Genomic DNA, 15,788 nt, shown 5'->3' with positions numbered 1-15,788 from the left:
CGCCACCCCTAAAGCCGCTCCCACACCCCACTCGGCCCCGGTGGATACACCGTGCGCACCGACCGCGTCGACCAACACGGCAAGATCTCCCTGCGCCACGCCGGCAAGATGCGCCACCTCGGCCTCGGACGAGCCCACAACGGCCGCGCCGTCCGACTCCTCATCGACCACGACAACGTCCTCGTCGCCGACCTCGAGACCAACACCACCCTGGCCGAGTTCACCATCGACCTCACCCGCGGCTACCAGAAAAAGAAACAGGACCCCGGAAAAAACCAGGGCCCTGCCACGTGAACCATGTCCCGAGACACCAGCGAACGATGTCCCGAGACTTCACAAACGTGGAGCTAGGGGGATTCGAACCCCCGACCTCTTCCATGCCATGGAAGCGCGCTACCAACTGCGCCATAGCCCCGAGTCGGGCGACCCTCGCGGGCCGGATACAGGTTAGCGGATGCTCGGCCCGTGTGTGAAATCAGGACCTTCCAGCCCAACGTTGTGCGCCGTCAGGCGCCAGTCCGGTTCAGACCCCGGATTCTCCCGCAGGACGGACCAGTGACAGTTGCCCAGGCCCGTGATTCCGCGCCAATCCTCGGCATCCAGACCGAGCAGGCTAGTGATGCCCGAGCTGATCGCCGCTCCGTGGGACGTGACCACCAACACACCGCCGTCCATGGCTGCGGCCTGCTCGCGCACTGCCGCGGCGAGTCGCTGCCCCGTGCCACCGCGGGTCTCGGCGCCGACCCCGTCCGGGTGACCGCCACCGGTCCAGACCTGGAACTGCTCCGGCCACCGCTCGGCGATTTCCGGATGCGTGAGGCCTTCCCACTCCCCGAACCCGCGCTCGCGCAGCCGCTCGTCCAGGTGCACGTCAATACCGACCCGCTCGGCCAGCGACTGGGCGGTAGCGTGCGCCCGGCTCAGGTCCGAGCTGACGATACGTACCGGCTGTACCCTCATCAGCACCTCGGCCGCGGCGGCGGCCTGCGCGCGTCCGATCTCGTTCAGAGCGATGTCCACCTGCCCTTGCAGCTTGCCGCCGGCGTTGTAGTCGGTCTGCCCGTGCCGCCACAGCAGTACCGTCGAGGCGCTCACGCCTCGGCCGTACTCTCGCCGCTCTCCCCGCTTGCGCCGCGGGCATCCTCCGGGAGTTCCACCACCGGGCAGTCCTTCCACAGCCGTTCCAGTGCGTAGAACACGCGGTCCTCGTCGTGCTGGACGTGTACCACGATGTCGCCGTAGTCCAGCAGCACCCAACGCCCTTCGGTCACACCTTCGCGGCGGAGGGCTTTGACGCCTTCGGCGTGCATCGCTTCCTCGACGGTGTCCACGATCGCGCGTACCTGACGTTCGGTGGAGCCGGAGGTCACCACGAACACATCGGTGAGCACGAGCCGTTCGGACACGTCGAGGGCGATCACCTCCCGGGCCTTCAGGTCGGCGGCGGCACGAGCGGCCACCACGGCCAGGTGACGGGAACGGTCATCGGCGGGCACAGGTCTCCTTGGGGTCGGTCGAACAGCAGTCTACTGACGCAGCGGCAGGAGGGTGCCGGCGAGCGCGAGGGCATCGTCATCGCCGAACAGGTCCCCGGTCGCCATCCGCCAGACCAGCAGGCCGAGCACCAGGCCAGCGAGCACGAGAACCAACCAGTACAACACCTGGAGCACGCGCGGCGTGTGCCGCTCGTCGTCGGCGTCCTCCTCGGCATCGTCCGACTCGTCGGCGGCGGCATCCTCCGCACTCTCGGTCTGCTCCGGGGAACTCCCTGAGCTCTGAGCGACCCTGGCCTCCGCCGGACTCGCACCGGCGGCAGCCGGATCATCGGCGGCCGGATCGTCACTTGCGTCGGCGGCCGGCTCAGGTGCGACATCCTCTCCGGCGGAGCTCTCGGTGGTGGCACCCTCAGCAGCGGCCACCGCGGCGAGGCTGGGCCAGCGCGGGCTCATGTCGAACGAGTCGTCGACTTCCTCCTCGTCCTCGGCGTCCGCGTCGTCCGCGTCGTCCTCATCGGACGAACCGGCGGAGGTGGCGCTCGTGACCGGGCTGTCGGCGCTCGAGGTTTCAGCGGAAGCGGTCCCCTCCGGCTCCGCGCGACTGGCCCCGCTCGACGCTTCAGCGGAAGCGGTCTCCTCCGGTTCCGCGGGACTGGCCCCGCTCGAGGTCTCACCGGAAGCGGCCACGGGCGTCTGAGGACTCCCAGCCGACACCGGGCTAGCAGCCACGACGTCATCGGAGTCAGCGGGCGCCTCGTCTGCGGCCACGTTCTCCACCGCCGGGAGGTGACCCAGTTCCTCCGGTGCAGCGTTGATGTCCCGGATAGCGCGTTGGATCGAGGTCAGCTCCCCGGTGGCGTCCACTGTGCGGGTGCCTTGCGCGCTGGCCGGCGGGCGGATCGCCGGGCGGCGGCCGGTCGCCGTGCGCTCGCTGGGCCGCTCCGGGGCGCTGGCACCGGTGTCCGCCTGCCGCGCGCGCAGCGAACGACGGGAGACCTGCCCGATGCCGGTGTCGGTGTCGGAGTCGGTGTCGGTGTCAGAATCGGCATCGGCATCGGCATCGGCATCGGCATCGGCCGGATCGTCAGCGGATTCTGCAGAACCAGCCGACGCACCAGCCTGCTCAGACGCCCCTGAGCCGGAGCTATCGGCAGAACCTGCGCTACGAGCAGAAGCGGCGCTACCAGCAGCACCCCCAGCGCCGGGCAAGGTATCCCCATCCCCGGAGGCTCCGCCGTCGGGCATCTTGTCCATCGTGGGCGGCGGACGCAACGCGTCCACCTCCTGCGCGGTATCGCGCCAGCTGTGCCGCTCCGGCACTTCGGCCGCCGGTGAGGGCTCAGCCACCCGCGGGGGCTCAGCATCGCCCGCGGGCTGCGCCGACGCCTCGCTGGCCTCGACAACACTCGCTTCCGCGCCGGAGCTGGCCGAGTCAGCGGAGCGCCCGCTGTCCAACCCGGAGAGCACGTGCTGCCCGGTCGTGGTCACCGGCAGCTCACCGGTAGGCGCGTACTCGCCGTCCGGGGTCAGCTCGAGCGCGCCACTGGCCAGCGCCTCGTCGAGGGCTCGCCGTTCCCGCCGCGACATCGGCTGGTTCAGCTCATGTTCTCCGGTTGCCTGCGCGGCCTTGCGCTCAGCATCCCGCCGGCGACGTCGCTCCCCGCTCGGCGGCGTCGGTGGCTGCTGTGTCACACCTGCACCTCCTTGGGACCTTGGTGGAAGGTCGCCGGGTCCTTGTACAACCCGTGCTTGCCGATGTACTGCACCACACCGTCCGGTACCAGGTACCACACCGGTTTACCGGCGCGCACCCGCTCCCGGCAGTCGGTGGAGGAGATCGCCATCGCCGGGATCTCATGCAGCGAGTACTCCCCGCTGGGCAGGTTCTCGGTGTCCAGCCGGTGCCCGGGCCGGGTCACGCCGACGAAGTGCGCCAGCTGCCACAGCTCGTCCACGTCCTTCCAGGACAGGATCTGCCCGAGGGCGTCCGCCCCGGTGATGAAGAACAACTCGGCGTTCGGGTACTCCCCCTGCAGGTCCCGCAGCGTATCGATCGTGTAGGTCACGCCGGGCCGGTCGATGTCCACGCGGGACACCCCGAACCGTGGATTCGATGCCGTGGCGACCACAGCCATCAGATAGCGGTGCTCGGCCAGGGTCACCGGCCGATCCAGCTTGAATGGCTGCGCACCGGTCGGCACGAACACCACCTCATCCAGGTCGAACTCGTCCGCCACCTCACTCGCAGCCACCAGGTGGCCGTGGTGGATCGGATCGAAGGTACCGCCCATGATGCCCACCCGGGTGGGCGTGCGCTCAGAACTGATCATCGCGTGACCTCATTGCGGAGAGTGGCGGAAGTGACCAACTGAGCCGGCTCAGTCTCCCGGCCATCTCAGCGCTTGCGGTGCCGTGTGCTCAAGCTCCGCAGCGCCAGCGTCGCCAACAGCAGGGACACCAGGATCGCGAACGTCACCACACCGAACCCGATCGGCGAAAGTCCCTGCGCAGCATGCTCGCCGCTCTCGGCGGCAACGGTCAGCAAGGAGCTGCTCATCGGCGTCGTCCTCTCATGTCCATCTGTCTAGTCTGCCTGAGCACCGCTGCGACCATGCTGGTCACCGGCAGTGCACCCCTCCTAGTGTCGCATGTCCGCCGGGCACCAGCGGCGTGGCCACGCACACATCCGCGGATCGGTCACTGGGCTGCTCAGCCCGGCGAACCGAACTCGGCCAGCAACACTTCCCGCACCTCAGTGCCGATCTGGGTGGCACCCGCCTGGGTGGGGTGGACGCCGTCCACACTCATCCCCGGTGCGAACGTCCCGTCGGTGCGGATGCCCGCCGCCGGGTCCACCCAGGCCCAGCCGTTCGCCTCAGCCGTCTCGGTCAGGAATTCGTTGAACGGCGGCACCACCTCCGGCCGGGCATCGATCGGCGGCACACCGCACAGCAGCACCTGGTCGGCACCCACCGTGTCCGCGATCCGCTGCAGATCGGCGGCGACCTGGCCGGTCTCCGTACCCACCGCCAGGTCGTTGGTGCCGGCCAGGATCACCAGGACGTCCGCGTCCACCGGGCCGGCATGGGCGGCCATCTCGGCCGTCGTCGCGCCCCAGCGCGCCCAGCCGCCGGCCAGCTCGATCGGATCGCCGACGGCGTAACTCACCCAGGAGTCCTCGCTCAGTTCACCTGGGGCGAACGTTGTGGCCGAGGCCTGCGTGATCGAGTCACCCACCACCGCGATGCTCAGCTCGTCCTGATCGCTGCCAGTGGCCGCATCGGTTCCGGTGGTCTGCTCCGCGCCGGTGGTCTGCTCGGTGCCAGAAGAGGCGCTCTCCCCCTCTGTGCCGGGCGAGGAACATCCAGCAAGCGCCCACAGCAGTCCGAGAAGCAGCACCAGCGCCGGCGGGGTGGGCAGTCTGCGCTGCCTGGCGGACCGGACCGGTCGTGCCATCGGCGAGTCCCCTCCCTGTCGGCGATGGTCTGCTGCTGCCCAGTCTCCCTGCCGGAGCCGACTCGCGCAGCCGGGCAGTCCAACCCCGAACCGCTTGAGTACCGATTTGCAGGTGGAGTACCGAATTTCCGGTACTCCACCTGCAAATCGGTACTCAAGCGATCGCCTGGGCTCGAAGATCGTCGGCAGCCGTCGGCGAATGAGCGATCAGGGGCGCACGTGCCCGTCGCCCTGCACGATCCAGGTGGTGGTGGTCAGCTCGGCCAGACCCATCGGGCCCCGAGCATGCAGCTTCTGCGTGGAGATGCCGAGCTCGGCGCCCAGGCCGAGCTGGCCGCCGTCGGTGAATCGTGTGGAGGCGTTCACCATCAGGGCGGCAGAGTCCAGCTCGGTGGTGAACCGCTGCACCGCGCGCAGGTCGGTGGTGCAGATCGCCTCGGTGTGCCCGGAGGACCAGGTGCGGATGTGCTCCAGCGCCTCGTCCAGGTCTGGCACCACGCGTACCGCCAGATCCAGGCTGAGGTACTCGGTGCCCCAGTCCTCGTCGGTAGCCGGAGAGAACGTGGCATCGGCCCGAAGGAGCGCTGCGGTCGCCTCATCGCCGTGGATGTGCACCCCCGCGGCGGTCAACGCGGCCAATGCAGAGGGCAGGAACTCGGCCGCCACCTGCTCGTGCACCAACAGGGTCTCGATGGTGTTGCAGACGCCGACCCGCTGCGTCTTTGCGTTGATCAGGATCGGCAAGGCCTGCTCCAGGTCCGCAGCGGCATCCACGTACAGGTGGCAGTTGCCCACCCCTGTCTCGATCACGGGCACCATCGACTCCCGCACCACGGTCTGGATCAGCCCGGACCCGCCACGTGGAACGAGCACATCCACCAGTCCGCGAGCGCGCATCAGCGCCCGCGCGCCAGCGCGCCCGTAGGGATCGACGGTCGCCACCGCAGCGGCGGGCAGACCGGTGGATTCCAGCGCCTCGCGGAGCACTGCCACGATCACGGCGTTTGACTCCTGCGCCGCCGATCCACCCCGCAGCAGCACGGCGTTACCGCTCTTCAACGCCAGTCCCGCGGCATCCACGGTCACGTTCGGGCGAGCCTCGTAGATCATCCCGACCACACCCATCGGTACCCGGGTCTGGCGCACGGTCAGGCCGTTCGGCAGACTTTGGCCGCGGACCACCTCCCCGACCGGGTCCGGGAGTGCGGCGAGCTCGCGCACGGCCTGGGCGATACCGGCGATGCGGGCCTCGTCCAGCCGGAGCCGGTCCACCAGGCCCGGGCTCATCCCGGCGTCGGACTCACGCTGGGTGTCGATCGCGTTCGCGGCGATGATCTGCGGTGCCGCGGCCACGAGCGCGTCGGCGATCCGTTCCAGCGCGGTGTTCTTGGTGGCAGTGGTGGCGCTGCGCAGTGCACGGGCGGCGGCCCGAGCCTGGACAGCCAGTTCCTGCACGCCGGCCTGGGCCTGTTGCTCCTCGCCCTCGTCGGTGCCCGGGCGCTGATCGGTCTGCACGCTCATCCTCCCAGGATAGGCCGCGGATCGCCTCGACCGCCGGGCCGTCTCAGGCCGGCTTGCGCACCGCCGGAGACCGGGCCCCCGGGGCCGGCTTCAGACCCGGGCGCGCGCCGTCGCCCGGGCGGCGGTGCGGCGGGTGGTCGCCGGGCGGTCCACCGCCGCTCGGCGCGGTTTGCGCAGCCCCCGCGCCTGCAGGGCCGGAACCACCTCGTGCACCAGCGCGGCCACATCGGTGGGCACCGAGGCTGGGATCACGGTGAACCCGTCGGCGCCGCCGCGGTGCACCCAGGAGCTCCACAGGTCGGCCAGGTCCGCAGCAGTGCCCAGCGAACGCAGTGGGACCGCCCGCGGCAGCGTCTCCAACGAGGTGAGCAGGTCCCACCGGGCTCGCGCGCTCGGCCGGTCGGCAGAGACCACGGTCTGCACGTCCACCAGAACCCGGATCTCATCGGGGTCCCGGCCCCAGTCTGCGGCCGCCTGACGGATCGCAGTCCGTGCGGCGTGCGCCTCCTCGAACGTGGCCACAGAGAGCCGGGCGACATCTGCTCGGGCGGCCGCCAGCTCGCCGTCGACGGCATCTCGCACCGGAACCACCACCTGCGGGCGGGCCGAACGCTCCCCCCAGGCACTGATCACCGAATCCACCGCGCGGGGGGCGAGCCCCCCGCCGGTCTCCAGCTGCCACCCGGCACGGCCGGCACTGGCCCGGTGCACGCTGGCGATCGCCCCGGCCACGTGATCGGCGCGAGAACGCCCGAGCGGCACCGCAGCCACCAGGGTGGCTGCGGTGGTGTGCCGGGACAGTCGGGAGGCGGCCACCGCACCGTCGAGCCAGTCATCGCGACGGCGCAGACCGGCAGCGTGGAAGGTCTCGTCCAGGGTGATCAGGTCCACGCCGCCGTTATCGGCCAACGAAGCTAGACCGGCCAACCGGCCCATGATGAAGGACTCGGCGTCGGAGTCGGCGGCACGGCGCCATTCCCGCGGCGCACCGGCACCGGACAGGTCGAGCGCGATCAGCGAGGTCTGCTGGCGCGAGCGGGCGAGCCGAGCGGCTCGAGGCTGGGCGGCGGGCGCCGGTTCCGTAGCGACGGAGTCGGTGCGGGTCTCGGACAGGTGTGAGCGCGTGAAAGCCATGGGAGTTCCTTGCAACCAGAGGAGCGGAAGGCCCAGCTGCGCTGAGGCACGCCGACGGTGTCACTCCGTCAGCCTTGTGCGACGCGCGAACCAGGGGTGGGGCCGAGGGGCGAGACGCCCGGGGCACCGGATGAGGTTCGGCTCAGGCCGGCATGGAGCAACAGCACATGAGGCAGGTAGCGGCGTGCAGGACGGGCACGTATTGCTGGGCCTGGTTCATGATGGCTGTGCTGTTCCTTCTACTCGTACCGCAACGCTGGCGGTGCTGCGCTTGCCCCGCCGGAGAGGAACGGGGCCAGGTCGTCACCCGGGGCACCCCACCGCATGTGGAGGGTTGCCGGTCAACCGGCCGGGGCCATCTGATTGACGCTCAAGACCTACACCAACACTCTACGGACACGATGGATGACGTGTCAACAATCAGTAGGTGTCGATCCGCGCCCACGAAGTGAGATGCGCCACCACCCGTGCCAAGGCCCGCCGGGCCCGGGTTAGCGTGGCGGTGTGAGTGCACTGAGTGAGTCCGACAGTGCCCGGGGTGGCACAGCGCCCGAGACTGCCGGCGCACCGGGCGACCAGCTGGCCGGTGAGGACTTCAAGCGCGTATTCCGCCAGCACCCGGCCGGCGTCGCGGTGATCACGCTGGCCGCGGAGCACGGCCCCGTCGGGTTCACTGCGACCAGCGTGATCTCAGTCTCGGCCACTCCCCCGATGCTCGCGTTCGCCATCGCCTCGAGCTCCTCGTCCTGGCAGGCGCTGCGGCAGGCGGACACCGTGCTGGTGCACTTCTTGGATGCGGCCAGTGCGCACCTGTCCGCCCAGTTCGCCCGGCGCGGCACGGACCGGTTCGCCGGGGTGGCTGCCGAGCGGCTACCCGGCGGGGAACCGCTGCTGACCGATGCCGCCGCGTGGCTGCGCGCGCGGGTGGTCGATCGGGTCCGCACTGGGGAGAGCCACCTGGTCACGTTGCACGCTCTGGAAGCCCAGATCGACCGGGCCGAGCGGCCGCTGGTCTACCACGACCGCACCTACCACGGCATCGGCGCGCACACCCGCCTGTAGAGAGCCACTGAGGTGATTAGGCTCACCTCATGGAGTCTCCGATCACCGCCTACCTGCACCAGCTGCACGACCAGATCGCGCAGCTGCGCGAGGGTACGCCCTATCGCATCGGGGCCCGCGGTGCGGTGGACCCGGACGACTTCGGCATCGCCCTGGCCACCGTGGACGGCTACGTCTACCAGGTGGGCACCACCAGCAAGGAGTTCTCCCTCCAGTCCTTGTCCAAACCGCTGAGCTACGGTCTGGTGCTGGCCGACCTCGGCATCGAGTCCGTGGACGCAAAGATCGACGTCGAACCCTCGGGCGACCCGTTCAACGAGATCTCCCTCGACCCGGAGACCGGACGACCGGCGAACGCGATGATCAACGCCGGGGCGCTGGCCGTGGTCTCGATGATCAAGGGCTCCGGCGGGCGATCAGCGATCCAGCGCATCGACGAGACCTACGCGGCGTTCGCCGGGCGCCGGTTGCGCCGCAGCACCCGCGCCTATCAGTCCGAGCTGCGCAACAGCGACCGCAACCACGCCCTGGCCTACCTGCTCAGCTCGGTGGGCATCATCGAGAGCCGCCCCACTGCCGCTCTGGAGACCTACCTGCGCCAGTGCACCGTCCAGGTCACCTGCCGTGATCTGGCGATGATCGCCGCGACCCTCGCCAACGGTGGCACCAACCCGGAGACCGGGGCCGAAGCACTGAGCATCGAGGCCGTCGAGCGGGTGCTGTCGGTGATGATGACCGCTGGCATGTACGACGATGCCGGCGACTGGGTCTCGAACGTGGGGATGCCGGCCAAGTCCGGGGTCGGTGGCGGGGTGATCGCCGTGCTCCCGGGCCAGGCCGGGCTGGCGGTGTACTCCCCGCCGCTGGACCCGCACGGCAACAGTGTGCGCGGTGTGGCCACCTGCCGGCGGGTGTCCCGGGACATGGAGATGCACTTCGTCCGCGCCGCCCGGGCCGGGCGCTCCGCGATCCGCTCCCACCACACCATCGACCGCGAACCCTCCAAGACGCGCCGCACCGAAGAGGCGAGCGAGATCCTCGCCGAACACGGTCATCGCGCCGTGGTGATCGAGCTGGCCGGGGACCTGTACTTCGCCGGCACCGAGTCCGTGGTGCGCGAGCTCAGTGGCCTGGCTGACGACGTCGAGTTCGTTGTTCTCGATGTGCACCGCCTGGACGAGGTGAGCCGGGTGGCGCTGGACATGCTGAGAAGGATCGCCGAGCAGTTCGCCGCAGAGGGGCGGCGACTGATCCTCGTGGACCCGGACGAGCTGCTCACCCCCGCCCTGTCCGCCGAGACCGTGGCAACCTTCGACTCCCGGGAGCTGGCGATCGCGCACTGCGAGAACCAGCTCCTCCTCCGGTACGGCACTCCCGACTCTCAGCGGGCTCGGGTACCGGTGATGGACTCACCCGCCCTGTCCCTGCTGGAGGCCGAGGACATCACCGCCCTGACCGCGCTGATGCACCTGCGCAGCTACGCCGACGGTGACGTGATCCGCCGGGTCGGGCAACGCTTCGGCGGGGTGTTCTTCATCCTGACCGGGCGGATCCTGACCATCGCTACCGACGCCGGCGGGAACCGAGTACCGGTGGCCACCCTCACCGCAGGGATGACGTTCGGCGACCTCGCCCTGGGTGAGGAGGACCGACAGGAGACCACCGCGAAGGCCGATGGCCCGGTCGAGCTGATGCTGCTGGACGCGGAGACGATCGAGACCCTGGAGCAGGCCCGGCCCAGGCTGGCGGTGCAGCTGTGGCGGGCACTGGCTCGGGACGCCTACGCCCACGCCGAGCAATACGCTCGAACGGTGGCAGCACGGGTCAGCCACTAGACTCGCGGCGCATGCCCACTCACCTGTAGGAGCCCAGGACGACCCACCCCGGAAGGAGGACACGATGGAGTTTCTCGACTTCCTGGTCAACCGCAGCGACGACATGCTCGAGCTCGGCCTGGGGCACGCCGGTGTGGTGGCCATCTCCGTGCTCTTCGCCTCCGTGCTCGGGATCGCCCTCGGCGTGCTCACCTACCAGCGCCAGCGCGCCCGGGACCTGGTCCTGGCCACTACCGGTGCGATGCTCACCGTGCCCTCGTTCGCCCTGTTCATCCTGCTGCTCGGCCCGCTCGGGCTGGGCGCCCGGCCGGTGATCGTGGCCCTGACGATGTACGGGCTGATGCCGATCGTGCGGAACACGGTCACCGGCCTGAACAGTGTGGACCCGGCGGTGATCGAGTCCGCGAAGGGCATGGGCCTGACCCGGTGGCAGCGGCTGCGGCAGATCGAGCTCCCCCTGGCCTGGCCGGTGATCATCACCGGAATCCGCGTGACCACTCTGGTGCTGCTGGGCATCTGCGCCATCGGCGCCATCGTCAACGGCCCCGGCTACGGCAACCTCATCTTCACCGGCCTGGCCCGGGTGGGCACCCCGGTCGCGGTGCACCTGGTGCTCGCCGGCACGCTCGGCGTGATCATCCTCGCGGTCCTTTTCGACCTGCTGTTCTACACCGCCCGCCGCCTCACCACGTCCCAAGGAATCCGATGACGCAGACACCCGCCGCCGGCGATGACGTGATGATCCGCCTGGAAGGCCTCACCAAGCGCTACCCCGGGCAGCAGCGCAACGCCGTCGATGCCCTCGACCTGGATATCCACCGTGGCGAAATCGTGGTGCTCGTCGGACCCTCCGGCTGCGGAAAGACCACCACGATGAAGATGATCAACCGGATCATCGAACCCACGGCTGGGCGGATCCTGCTCGGCGGCGAGGACGTCACCACCACGAACGCCGACCGGCTGCGCCGCCGGATCGGCTACGTGATCCAGCAGATCGGCCTGTTCCCGCACATGACCATCGCGGAGAACATCGCCACCGTGCCCAAGCTGCTCGGCTGGGACGCCACCCGAATCCGGGCTCGGGTGGACGAGCTGCTCCGGATGGTCAACATGGCGCCGGAGGAGTACCGAAGCCGCTACCCCAAGCAGCTCTCGGGTGGCCAGCAGCAGCGGATCGGCGTCGCCCGTGCCCTGGGCGCAGACCCTGCGGTCCTGCTGATGGACGAACCATTCGGTGCGATCGACCCGATCACCCGCGACCGGCTTCAGAACGAGCTGCTCCGGCTGCAGGCCGAGGTCCGCAAGACGATCGTGTTCGTCACCCATGACATCGATGAGGCGATCAAGCTCGGCGACCGGATCGCGATCCTGCAAGAGGGTTCCCGGATCGCTCAGTACGACACCCCGGAGCAGATCCTCACCGCACCTGCCAACGACTTCGTTGCCGACTTCATCGGCCGCGGTGCCTCGCTGAAGCGCCTCAACCTGACCCACGTCGCTGATATCGAACTGCGCGCGTGGCCGACAGTCAGCTACGACACTGACGCCGAGGCCGCGTTGGAACAGTTGCGCACCGTGCCGGAGAGCGCGCTGCTGGTGCTCGACGCACAAGGCAGTCCGGTGAGCTGGGTCAGCGCCGAGGACCTGCGCCGCGGTGCCGGGCGCCGCCTGGACGAGATCGGTCTGCCGACCAACCCGGCAGTGGAGCCGCGGGCAACGCTCAGCGATGCCCTGAACGAGCTGATCACCGCCCGGTACAGCGTGACCATCGTGGTCGACGACGACGGGGTGTTCCAGGGTGTGGTGGACATCGACCAGATCACCGACGCGATCCGGTCGATGCGCGCTGCCGCCGTCACCGAGGCCCGCGCCGGCCTGCAGGAGAGTCCATGAGCACCGGCGCCCCCACCCGGGCGCTCGTCACCCAGACGCCCGAAGCAAAGTCCAGGCGGAGCTGGGGCGGCTACCTGGTCATGCCCGCGATCCTGGCCCTCACCTGTGCAGCCCTGTACCTGTGGGTGGCCAGCAAGGACCTCGACTCCATCGAGGCGCGGGCACTCAGCGCCGACCGGCTCACCGCTGCGATCTGGCAGCACATCCAGCTCGCGGCAGTCTCCACGGTCCTCACCCTGATCATCGCCGTGCCGCTGGGGGTCGTGCTCACCCGCCCGTTCGCGCGCCGGATCCAGCCCTACCTGATCACCCTGCTCACCCTCGGACAGGCAGTACCGACGATCGCGATCCTGGTGCTGCTGGCGGTGGCGTTCCTGTTCCTCGGGTTCCAGGCGGCGATCGTTGGTCTGGTGCTCTACGCGATCGTGCCAGTGCTGCTGAACACGATGGTCGGTCTGGAACAGGTGGACTCCTCGGTGCTCGAGGCAGGCCGTGGGATGGGCATGTCCAAGTTCACCGTGCTGCGCCGCCTGGAACTGCCGCTAGCCGTACCGGTGATCCTCGCCGGGATCCGCACCGCCCTGGTGATCAACGTCGGTACCGCCACTCTGGTCACCTACATCAACGCCGGTGGTCTCGGTGACATCATCGTCGCCGGGATGACCACGAACCGGTTCACCGTGCAGGTGGTGGGGGCCGTGCTCACCGCTGTGCTCGCCCTGACCATCGACTACCTGGCCGGACTCGCCGAGGACGTCCTGCGCCCGCGGGGACTGTGACGCGCCGACGGCCACCCACCACCCACTGTCCACCACGAGGAGACGAACGATGAGAACACTACGCACACCTGCCGCCGTCGCTGCTGGAGGCCTGGCCGTGCTGCTGGCCGTGGCCGGGTGCAGCGGTGACTCGGGCGGTGGAAACTCCGACGGTCCGCTGGCCGGCGCCGAGCTCACGGTCGGCTCGAAGGAGTTCACCGAATCCATCCTGCTCAGCCAGATCACGGCAGTGGCGCTGGAGAACGCCGGCGCACAGATCACCGATCAGACCGGTATCTCCGGCAGCGCCACCGTCCGCGAGGCGCTGGAGACCAGCGAGATCGACATCTACTGGGACTACACCGGGACCGGCTGGGTGAACATCCTCGGCCACACCACCGAGGACGTGCCCGAGGACCTGTACGACGCAGTGGCCGAGGAAGACGCCGAGAACGGCATCGCCTGGCTGCAACCTGCCAACTTCGAGAACACCTACCGGATCGCGGCCAGTGCTGCGTTCGCGCAGGACAACGGTCTGGCCACCAGCTCCGATATGGCCGAGTTCGTCTCCGCGAACCCGGACCAGGGCAACGTCTGCGCGGCCAGCGAGTTCATCAACCGCGACGACGGCCTGCCCGGGCTCGAGGAGGCCTACGGCTTCGAGTTCACCTCAGTGGTCGAGCTCGACCTCAACCTCATCTACACCCAGGTCGGCCAGGAGTGCCAGTTCGGTGAGGTCTTCTCCACCGATGCGCGCATCGTCTCCAACGATCTGACCGTGCTCGAGGACGATCAGGGCTTCTTCGTCGAGTATGCCGGTGCTGCGACGCTGCGGCAGGAGACGCTGGACGAGTACCCGGAGATCGCCGACATCCTGGCGCCGATCAGCGAGGCGCTGACCAATGACGTGATCACCGAGCTGAACGGCCGGGTGGACAACGACGGTGAGCAGCCCCGCGACGTCGCCGAGGAGTGGCTGGAGGAGCAGGGCCTGCTGGAGTAGGTCCGCACAGCAGCAGCACCGGGCCGGTCGTCATCATCGCGGTGACGGCCGGCCCGGTGCGTGTGCTGCCGCTCGCTCACGTCTCGGCGAAGCGCCCCACCGTGCGCCCGGCATCGATCCCGGGCAGCGCCGCGGTGAAGATCCGGTAGTAGGCCAGCTCCTCCCGGGTGCGCAGCGGCGGGTCGAGAGCCGACGCCGCACCGGCCAGCTCCGCCGCGCTCACCGTCTCCTCGAAGTGCTCGGCGAGCACCGTGTTCATCCCGGTCCCCTCGCCGAACTGCTCCTTCCGGCGCCAGAGCACCTCCTCCGGCAGCCAGCTGTCGAAGGCGCGCCGGAGCAGCCACTTCGCCGGCCGCCCCTCGTCGAGTAGCTTCCACCCCGGCGGCAGCGCCAGTGCCAGCTCCACGAAGTCCAAGTCCAGGAACGGCAACCGCGGTTCGATGCCGTGTGCCGCCGCTACCCGGTCCACCCGCTGCAGCCCACCGATGTGCATGCCCTCGAGCGTGTCGAGCAGGTCCTCGTGCAGCGCTTCGCCGGTGTCATGGCGGCCGTAGTGGCTGTATCCGGCGAACAGCTCGTCCGCCCCCTCACCGGCCAGCACCACCTTCACGTGCTCGGCGGCCAATGCGGCGACCAGATGATGGGGTACCGCGCTGTGCACCAGCGTGGGGTCGAAAGACTCCAGCTCGCCGATGATCTGAGGCACCATCGCGATCGCGTCCTCAGCGGTATAGACCAGTTCGTGATGGTCGGTGCCGACGTGTTCGGCCACAGTGCGGGCGGCCAGCAGATCGCTGCTGCCGGCCAGACCGACCGCGAACGTGGGCAGCTGCTCGCCCTGGCGGGCAGCCAGCCGGGCGGCGATGGCCGCGATGATCGAGGAGTCGACTCCGCCGGAGAGCATGATGCCCACCGGAACGACGGCGTGCAGGCTCCGCTGGACGGCCCGCACCAGCGTCTCCCGCAGCGCGTCGAACACCCAGGAGGGCGGTTCCTCGGACGGTGCTCGGCTCTTCAGCAGCACCGGGGAGCTCCCCGGAAAGGCCGGTCCGGGGACCAGTCCGCCGGCGGGGGTCCAGGAGTGCCCCGGCGGGAAGGGTTCGGCCAGCGGCCGCCAGTCGCCCTCGAACGCCTTCAGCTCGGAGGCGAACAGGACGGTCTGCCCACGCCGTGCCCAGTACAGCGGGGAGATGCCGAGGACGTCCCGTGCGGCGGCGAACCGGCCGTCTGCGGCGGCACCTACCAGCGCGAACGTGCCCCACAGCTGTTCGAACGCGGCCACGCCCTGGTCCTGGAACAGGTGCAGCACCGCCTCCAGATCGGATCCGGTGCGAAACCGGCTCTCCCCCAGCTGATCCCGGATCCGGCGATGGTTGTAGATTTCCCCGTCGCCGATCAGCGCCACCTCCGGTGCGCCCACGGTCAGCGGCTGCGCGCCGCCGTCCGGATCAACGATGGACAGATAGGCGCTGCCGAGCCAGGCGCCCGCGATCTCGACGCTGCCGGTCCCATCCGGTCCCCGGTGCGCCATCCGCGCGAGCATCCGCTGCCCCAACCGTTCGTCGAACGGGCCATGGGCCGCCACGATCGCCGACATGTCTCCTCATCCGTCCGGGAGTATCTCTTCTAC

At 69.5% G+C, this 15,788-nt stretch carries 16 protein-coding genes, 1 tRNA gene and 1 riboswitch; of the genes, 7 read left to right on the top strand and 10 right to left on the bottom strand.

Annotated elements, in window-relative coordinates:
* The first annotated feature begins 51 nt into the window (after nucleotides 1-51).
* Complete coding sequence (locus FU260_RS24120) at nucleotides 52-294, top strand: hypothetical protein (protein WP_235912175.1); 243 nt, start codon at nucleotides 52-54, stop codon at nucleotides 292-294.
* Nucleotides 295-342: 48 nt separating this feature from the next.
* Here the strand turns inward: FU260_RS24120 and FU260_RS09155 are convergent.
* From FU260_RS09155 to FU260_RS09115, 9 genes are all read right to left on the bottom strand, one after another.
* Nucleotides 343-415 (bottom strand) — tRNA-Ala (locus FU260_RS09155).
* Between the two features lie 32 nt (nucleotides 416-447).
* Nucleotides 448-1,095: a histidine phosphatase family protein gene (locus FU260_RS09150; RefSeq protein ID WP_147916776.1), complete on the bottom strand. Its 648-nt coding sequence runs from the start codon at nucleotides 1,093-1,095 to the stop codon at nucleotides 448-450.
* Nucleotides 1,092-1,496, bottom strand: coding sequence for a ribosome silencing factor (rsfS, locus tag FU260_RS09145; protein ID WP_147916775.1), 405 nt, complete (start codon nucleotides 1,494-1,496; stop codon nucleotides 1,092-1,094). The genes FU260_RS09150 and rsfS overlap by 4 nt, the downstream gene beginning before the upstream one ends.
* A 30-nt stretch (nucleotides 1,497-1,526) precedes the next feature.
* Nucleotides 1,527-3,188, bottom strand: a complete 1,662-nt coding sequence (locus FU260_RS23560) for a hypothetical protein (protein ID WP_168211713.1) — start codon at nucleotides 3,186-3,188, stop codon at nucleotides 1,527-1,529.
* Nucleotides 3,185-3,826, bottom strand: a complete 642-nt coding sequence (nadD, locus tag FU260_RS09130) for a nicotinate-nucleotide adenylyltransferase (protein WP_147916772.1) — start codon at nucleotides 3,824-3,826, stop codon at nucleotides 3,185-3,187. Before nadD ends, FU260_RS23560 begins: the two co-directional genes overlap by 4 nt.
* A 65-nt stretch (nucleotides 3,827-3,891) precedes the next feature.
* Nucleotides 3,892-4,053 carry a hypothetical protein gene (locus FU260_RS23555; protein WP_168211712.1) on the bottom strand — a complete coding sequence of 54 codons (162 nt, stop codon included), beginning with the start codon at nucleotides 4,051-4,053 and terminating at the stop codon, nucleotides 3,892-3,894.
* A 152-nt stretch (nucleotides 4,054-4,205) separates the two neighbouring features.
* Entirely contained in the window at nucleotides 4,206-4,952 is a 747-nt protein-coding gene (locus FU260_RS09125; protein WP_147916771.1) for an SGNH/GDSL hydrolase family protein, read from the bottom strand.
* Between the two features lie 207 nt (nucleotides 4,953-5,159).
* Nucleotides 5,160-6,473 carry a glutamate-5-semialdehyde dehydrogenase gene (locus tag FU260_RS09120; RefSeq protein WP_147916770.1) on the bottom strand — a complete coding sequence of 438 codons (1,314 nt, stop codon included), beginning with the start codon at nucleotides 6,471-6,473 and terminating at the stop codon, nucleotides 5,160-5,162.
* A 90-nt stretch (nucleotides 6,474-6,563) separates the two neighbouring features.
* A complete protein-coding gene (locus tag FU260_RS09115; protein WP_147916769.1) occupies nucleotides 6,564-7,607 on the bottom strand; it encodes an LLM class oxidoreductase in 1,044 nt (347 codons plus the stop codon).
* Nucleotides 7,608-7,869: 262 nt separating this feature from the next.
* A riboswitch (SAM riboswitch) is annotated at nucleotides 7,870-7,985 on the bottom strand.
* Nucleotides 7,986-8,111: 126 nt separating this feature from the next.
* Here FU260_RS09115 and FU260_RS09110 point away from each other — a divergent pair.
* The 6 genes from FU260_RS09110 to FU260_RS09085 all read left to right on the top strand — a co-directional run bounded on the left by FU260_RS09110 (nucleotide 8,112) and on the right by FU260_RS09085 (nucleotide 14,158).
* Nucleotides 8,112-8,669, top strand: a complete 558-nt coding sequence (locus FU260_RS09110) for a flavin reductase family protein (protein ID WP_235912174.1) — start codon at nucleotides 8,112-8,114, stop codon at nucleotides 8,667-8,669.
* 29 nt (nucleotides 8,670-8,698) lie between these two features.
* On the top strand, nucleotides 8,699-10,504 hold the full coding sequence (glsA, locus tag FU260_RS09105) for a glutaminase A (protein ID WP_147916768.1): 1,806 nt from the start codon (nucleotides 8,699-8,701) through the stop codon (nucleotides 10,502-10,504).
* Between the two features lie 64 nt (nucleotides 10,505-10,568).
* The gene (locus tag FU260_RS09100) at nucleotides 10,569-11,213 is read left to right on the top strand and encodes an ABC transporter permease (RefSeq protein WP_147916767.1); all 645 of its coding nucleotides are present in this window, start codon (nucleotides 10,569-10,571) and stop codon (nucleotides 11,211-11,213) included.
* Nucleotides 11,210-12,397 (top strand): ABC transporter ATP-binding protein, encoded by a 1,188-nt coding sequence (locus tag FU260_RS09095; protein WP_147916766.1) that lies wholly within the window; start codon nucleotides 11,210-11,212, stop codon nucleotides 12,395-12,397. Before FU260_RS09100 ends, FU260_RS09095 begins: the two co-directional genes overlap by 4 nt.
* The gene (locus FU260_RS09090; protein WP_147916765.1) at nucleotides 12,394-13,176 is read left to right on the top strand and encodes an ABC transporter permease; all 783 of its coding nucleotides are present in this window, start codon (nucleotides 12,394-12,396) and stop codon (nucleotides 13,174-13,176) included. Before FU260_RS09095 ends, FU260_RS09090 begins: the two co-directional genes overlap by 4 nt.
* Nucleotides 13,177-13,225: 49 nt before the next feature.
* Nucleotides 13,226-14,158 (top strand): glycine betaine ABC transporter substrate-binding protein, encoded by a 933-nt coding sequence (locus FU260_RS09085; RefSeq protein WP_147916764.1) that lies wholly within the window; start codon nucleotides 13,226-13,228, stop codon nucleotides 14,156-14,158.
* 76 nt (nucleotides 14,159-14,234) lie between these two features.
* Here FU260_RS09085 and FU260_RS09080 read toward each other — a convergent pair whose 3' ends face one another.
* The gene (locus tag FU260_RS09080; RefSeq protein WP_147916763.1) at nucleotides 14,235-15,755 is read right to left on the bottom strand and encodes an asparagine synthase-related protein; all 1,521 of its coding nucleotides are present in this window, start codon (nucleotides 15,753-15,755) and stop codon (nucleotides 14,235-14,237) included.
* Between the last annotated feature and the right edge of the window lie 33 nt (nucleotides 15,756-15,788).

It is taken from the genome of Ruania zhangjianzhongii, assembly GCF_008000995.1.
GTDB classification, from domain to species: domain Bacteria; phylum Actinomycetota; class Actinomycetes; order Actinomycetales; family Beutenbergiaceae; genus Ruania; species Ruania zhangjianzhongii.
The sequence above is the reverse complement of the archived record's forward strand: the minus strand, read 5'-3'. Positions and strand labels throughout refer to the sequence as shown.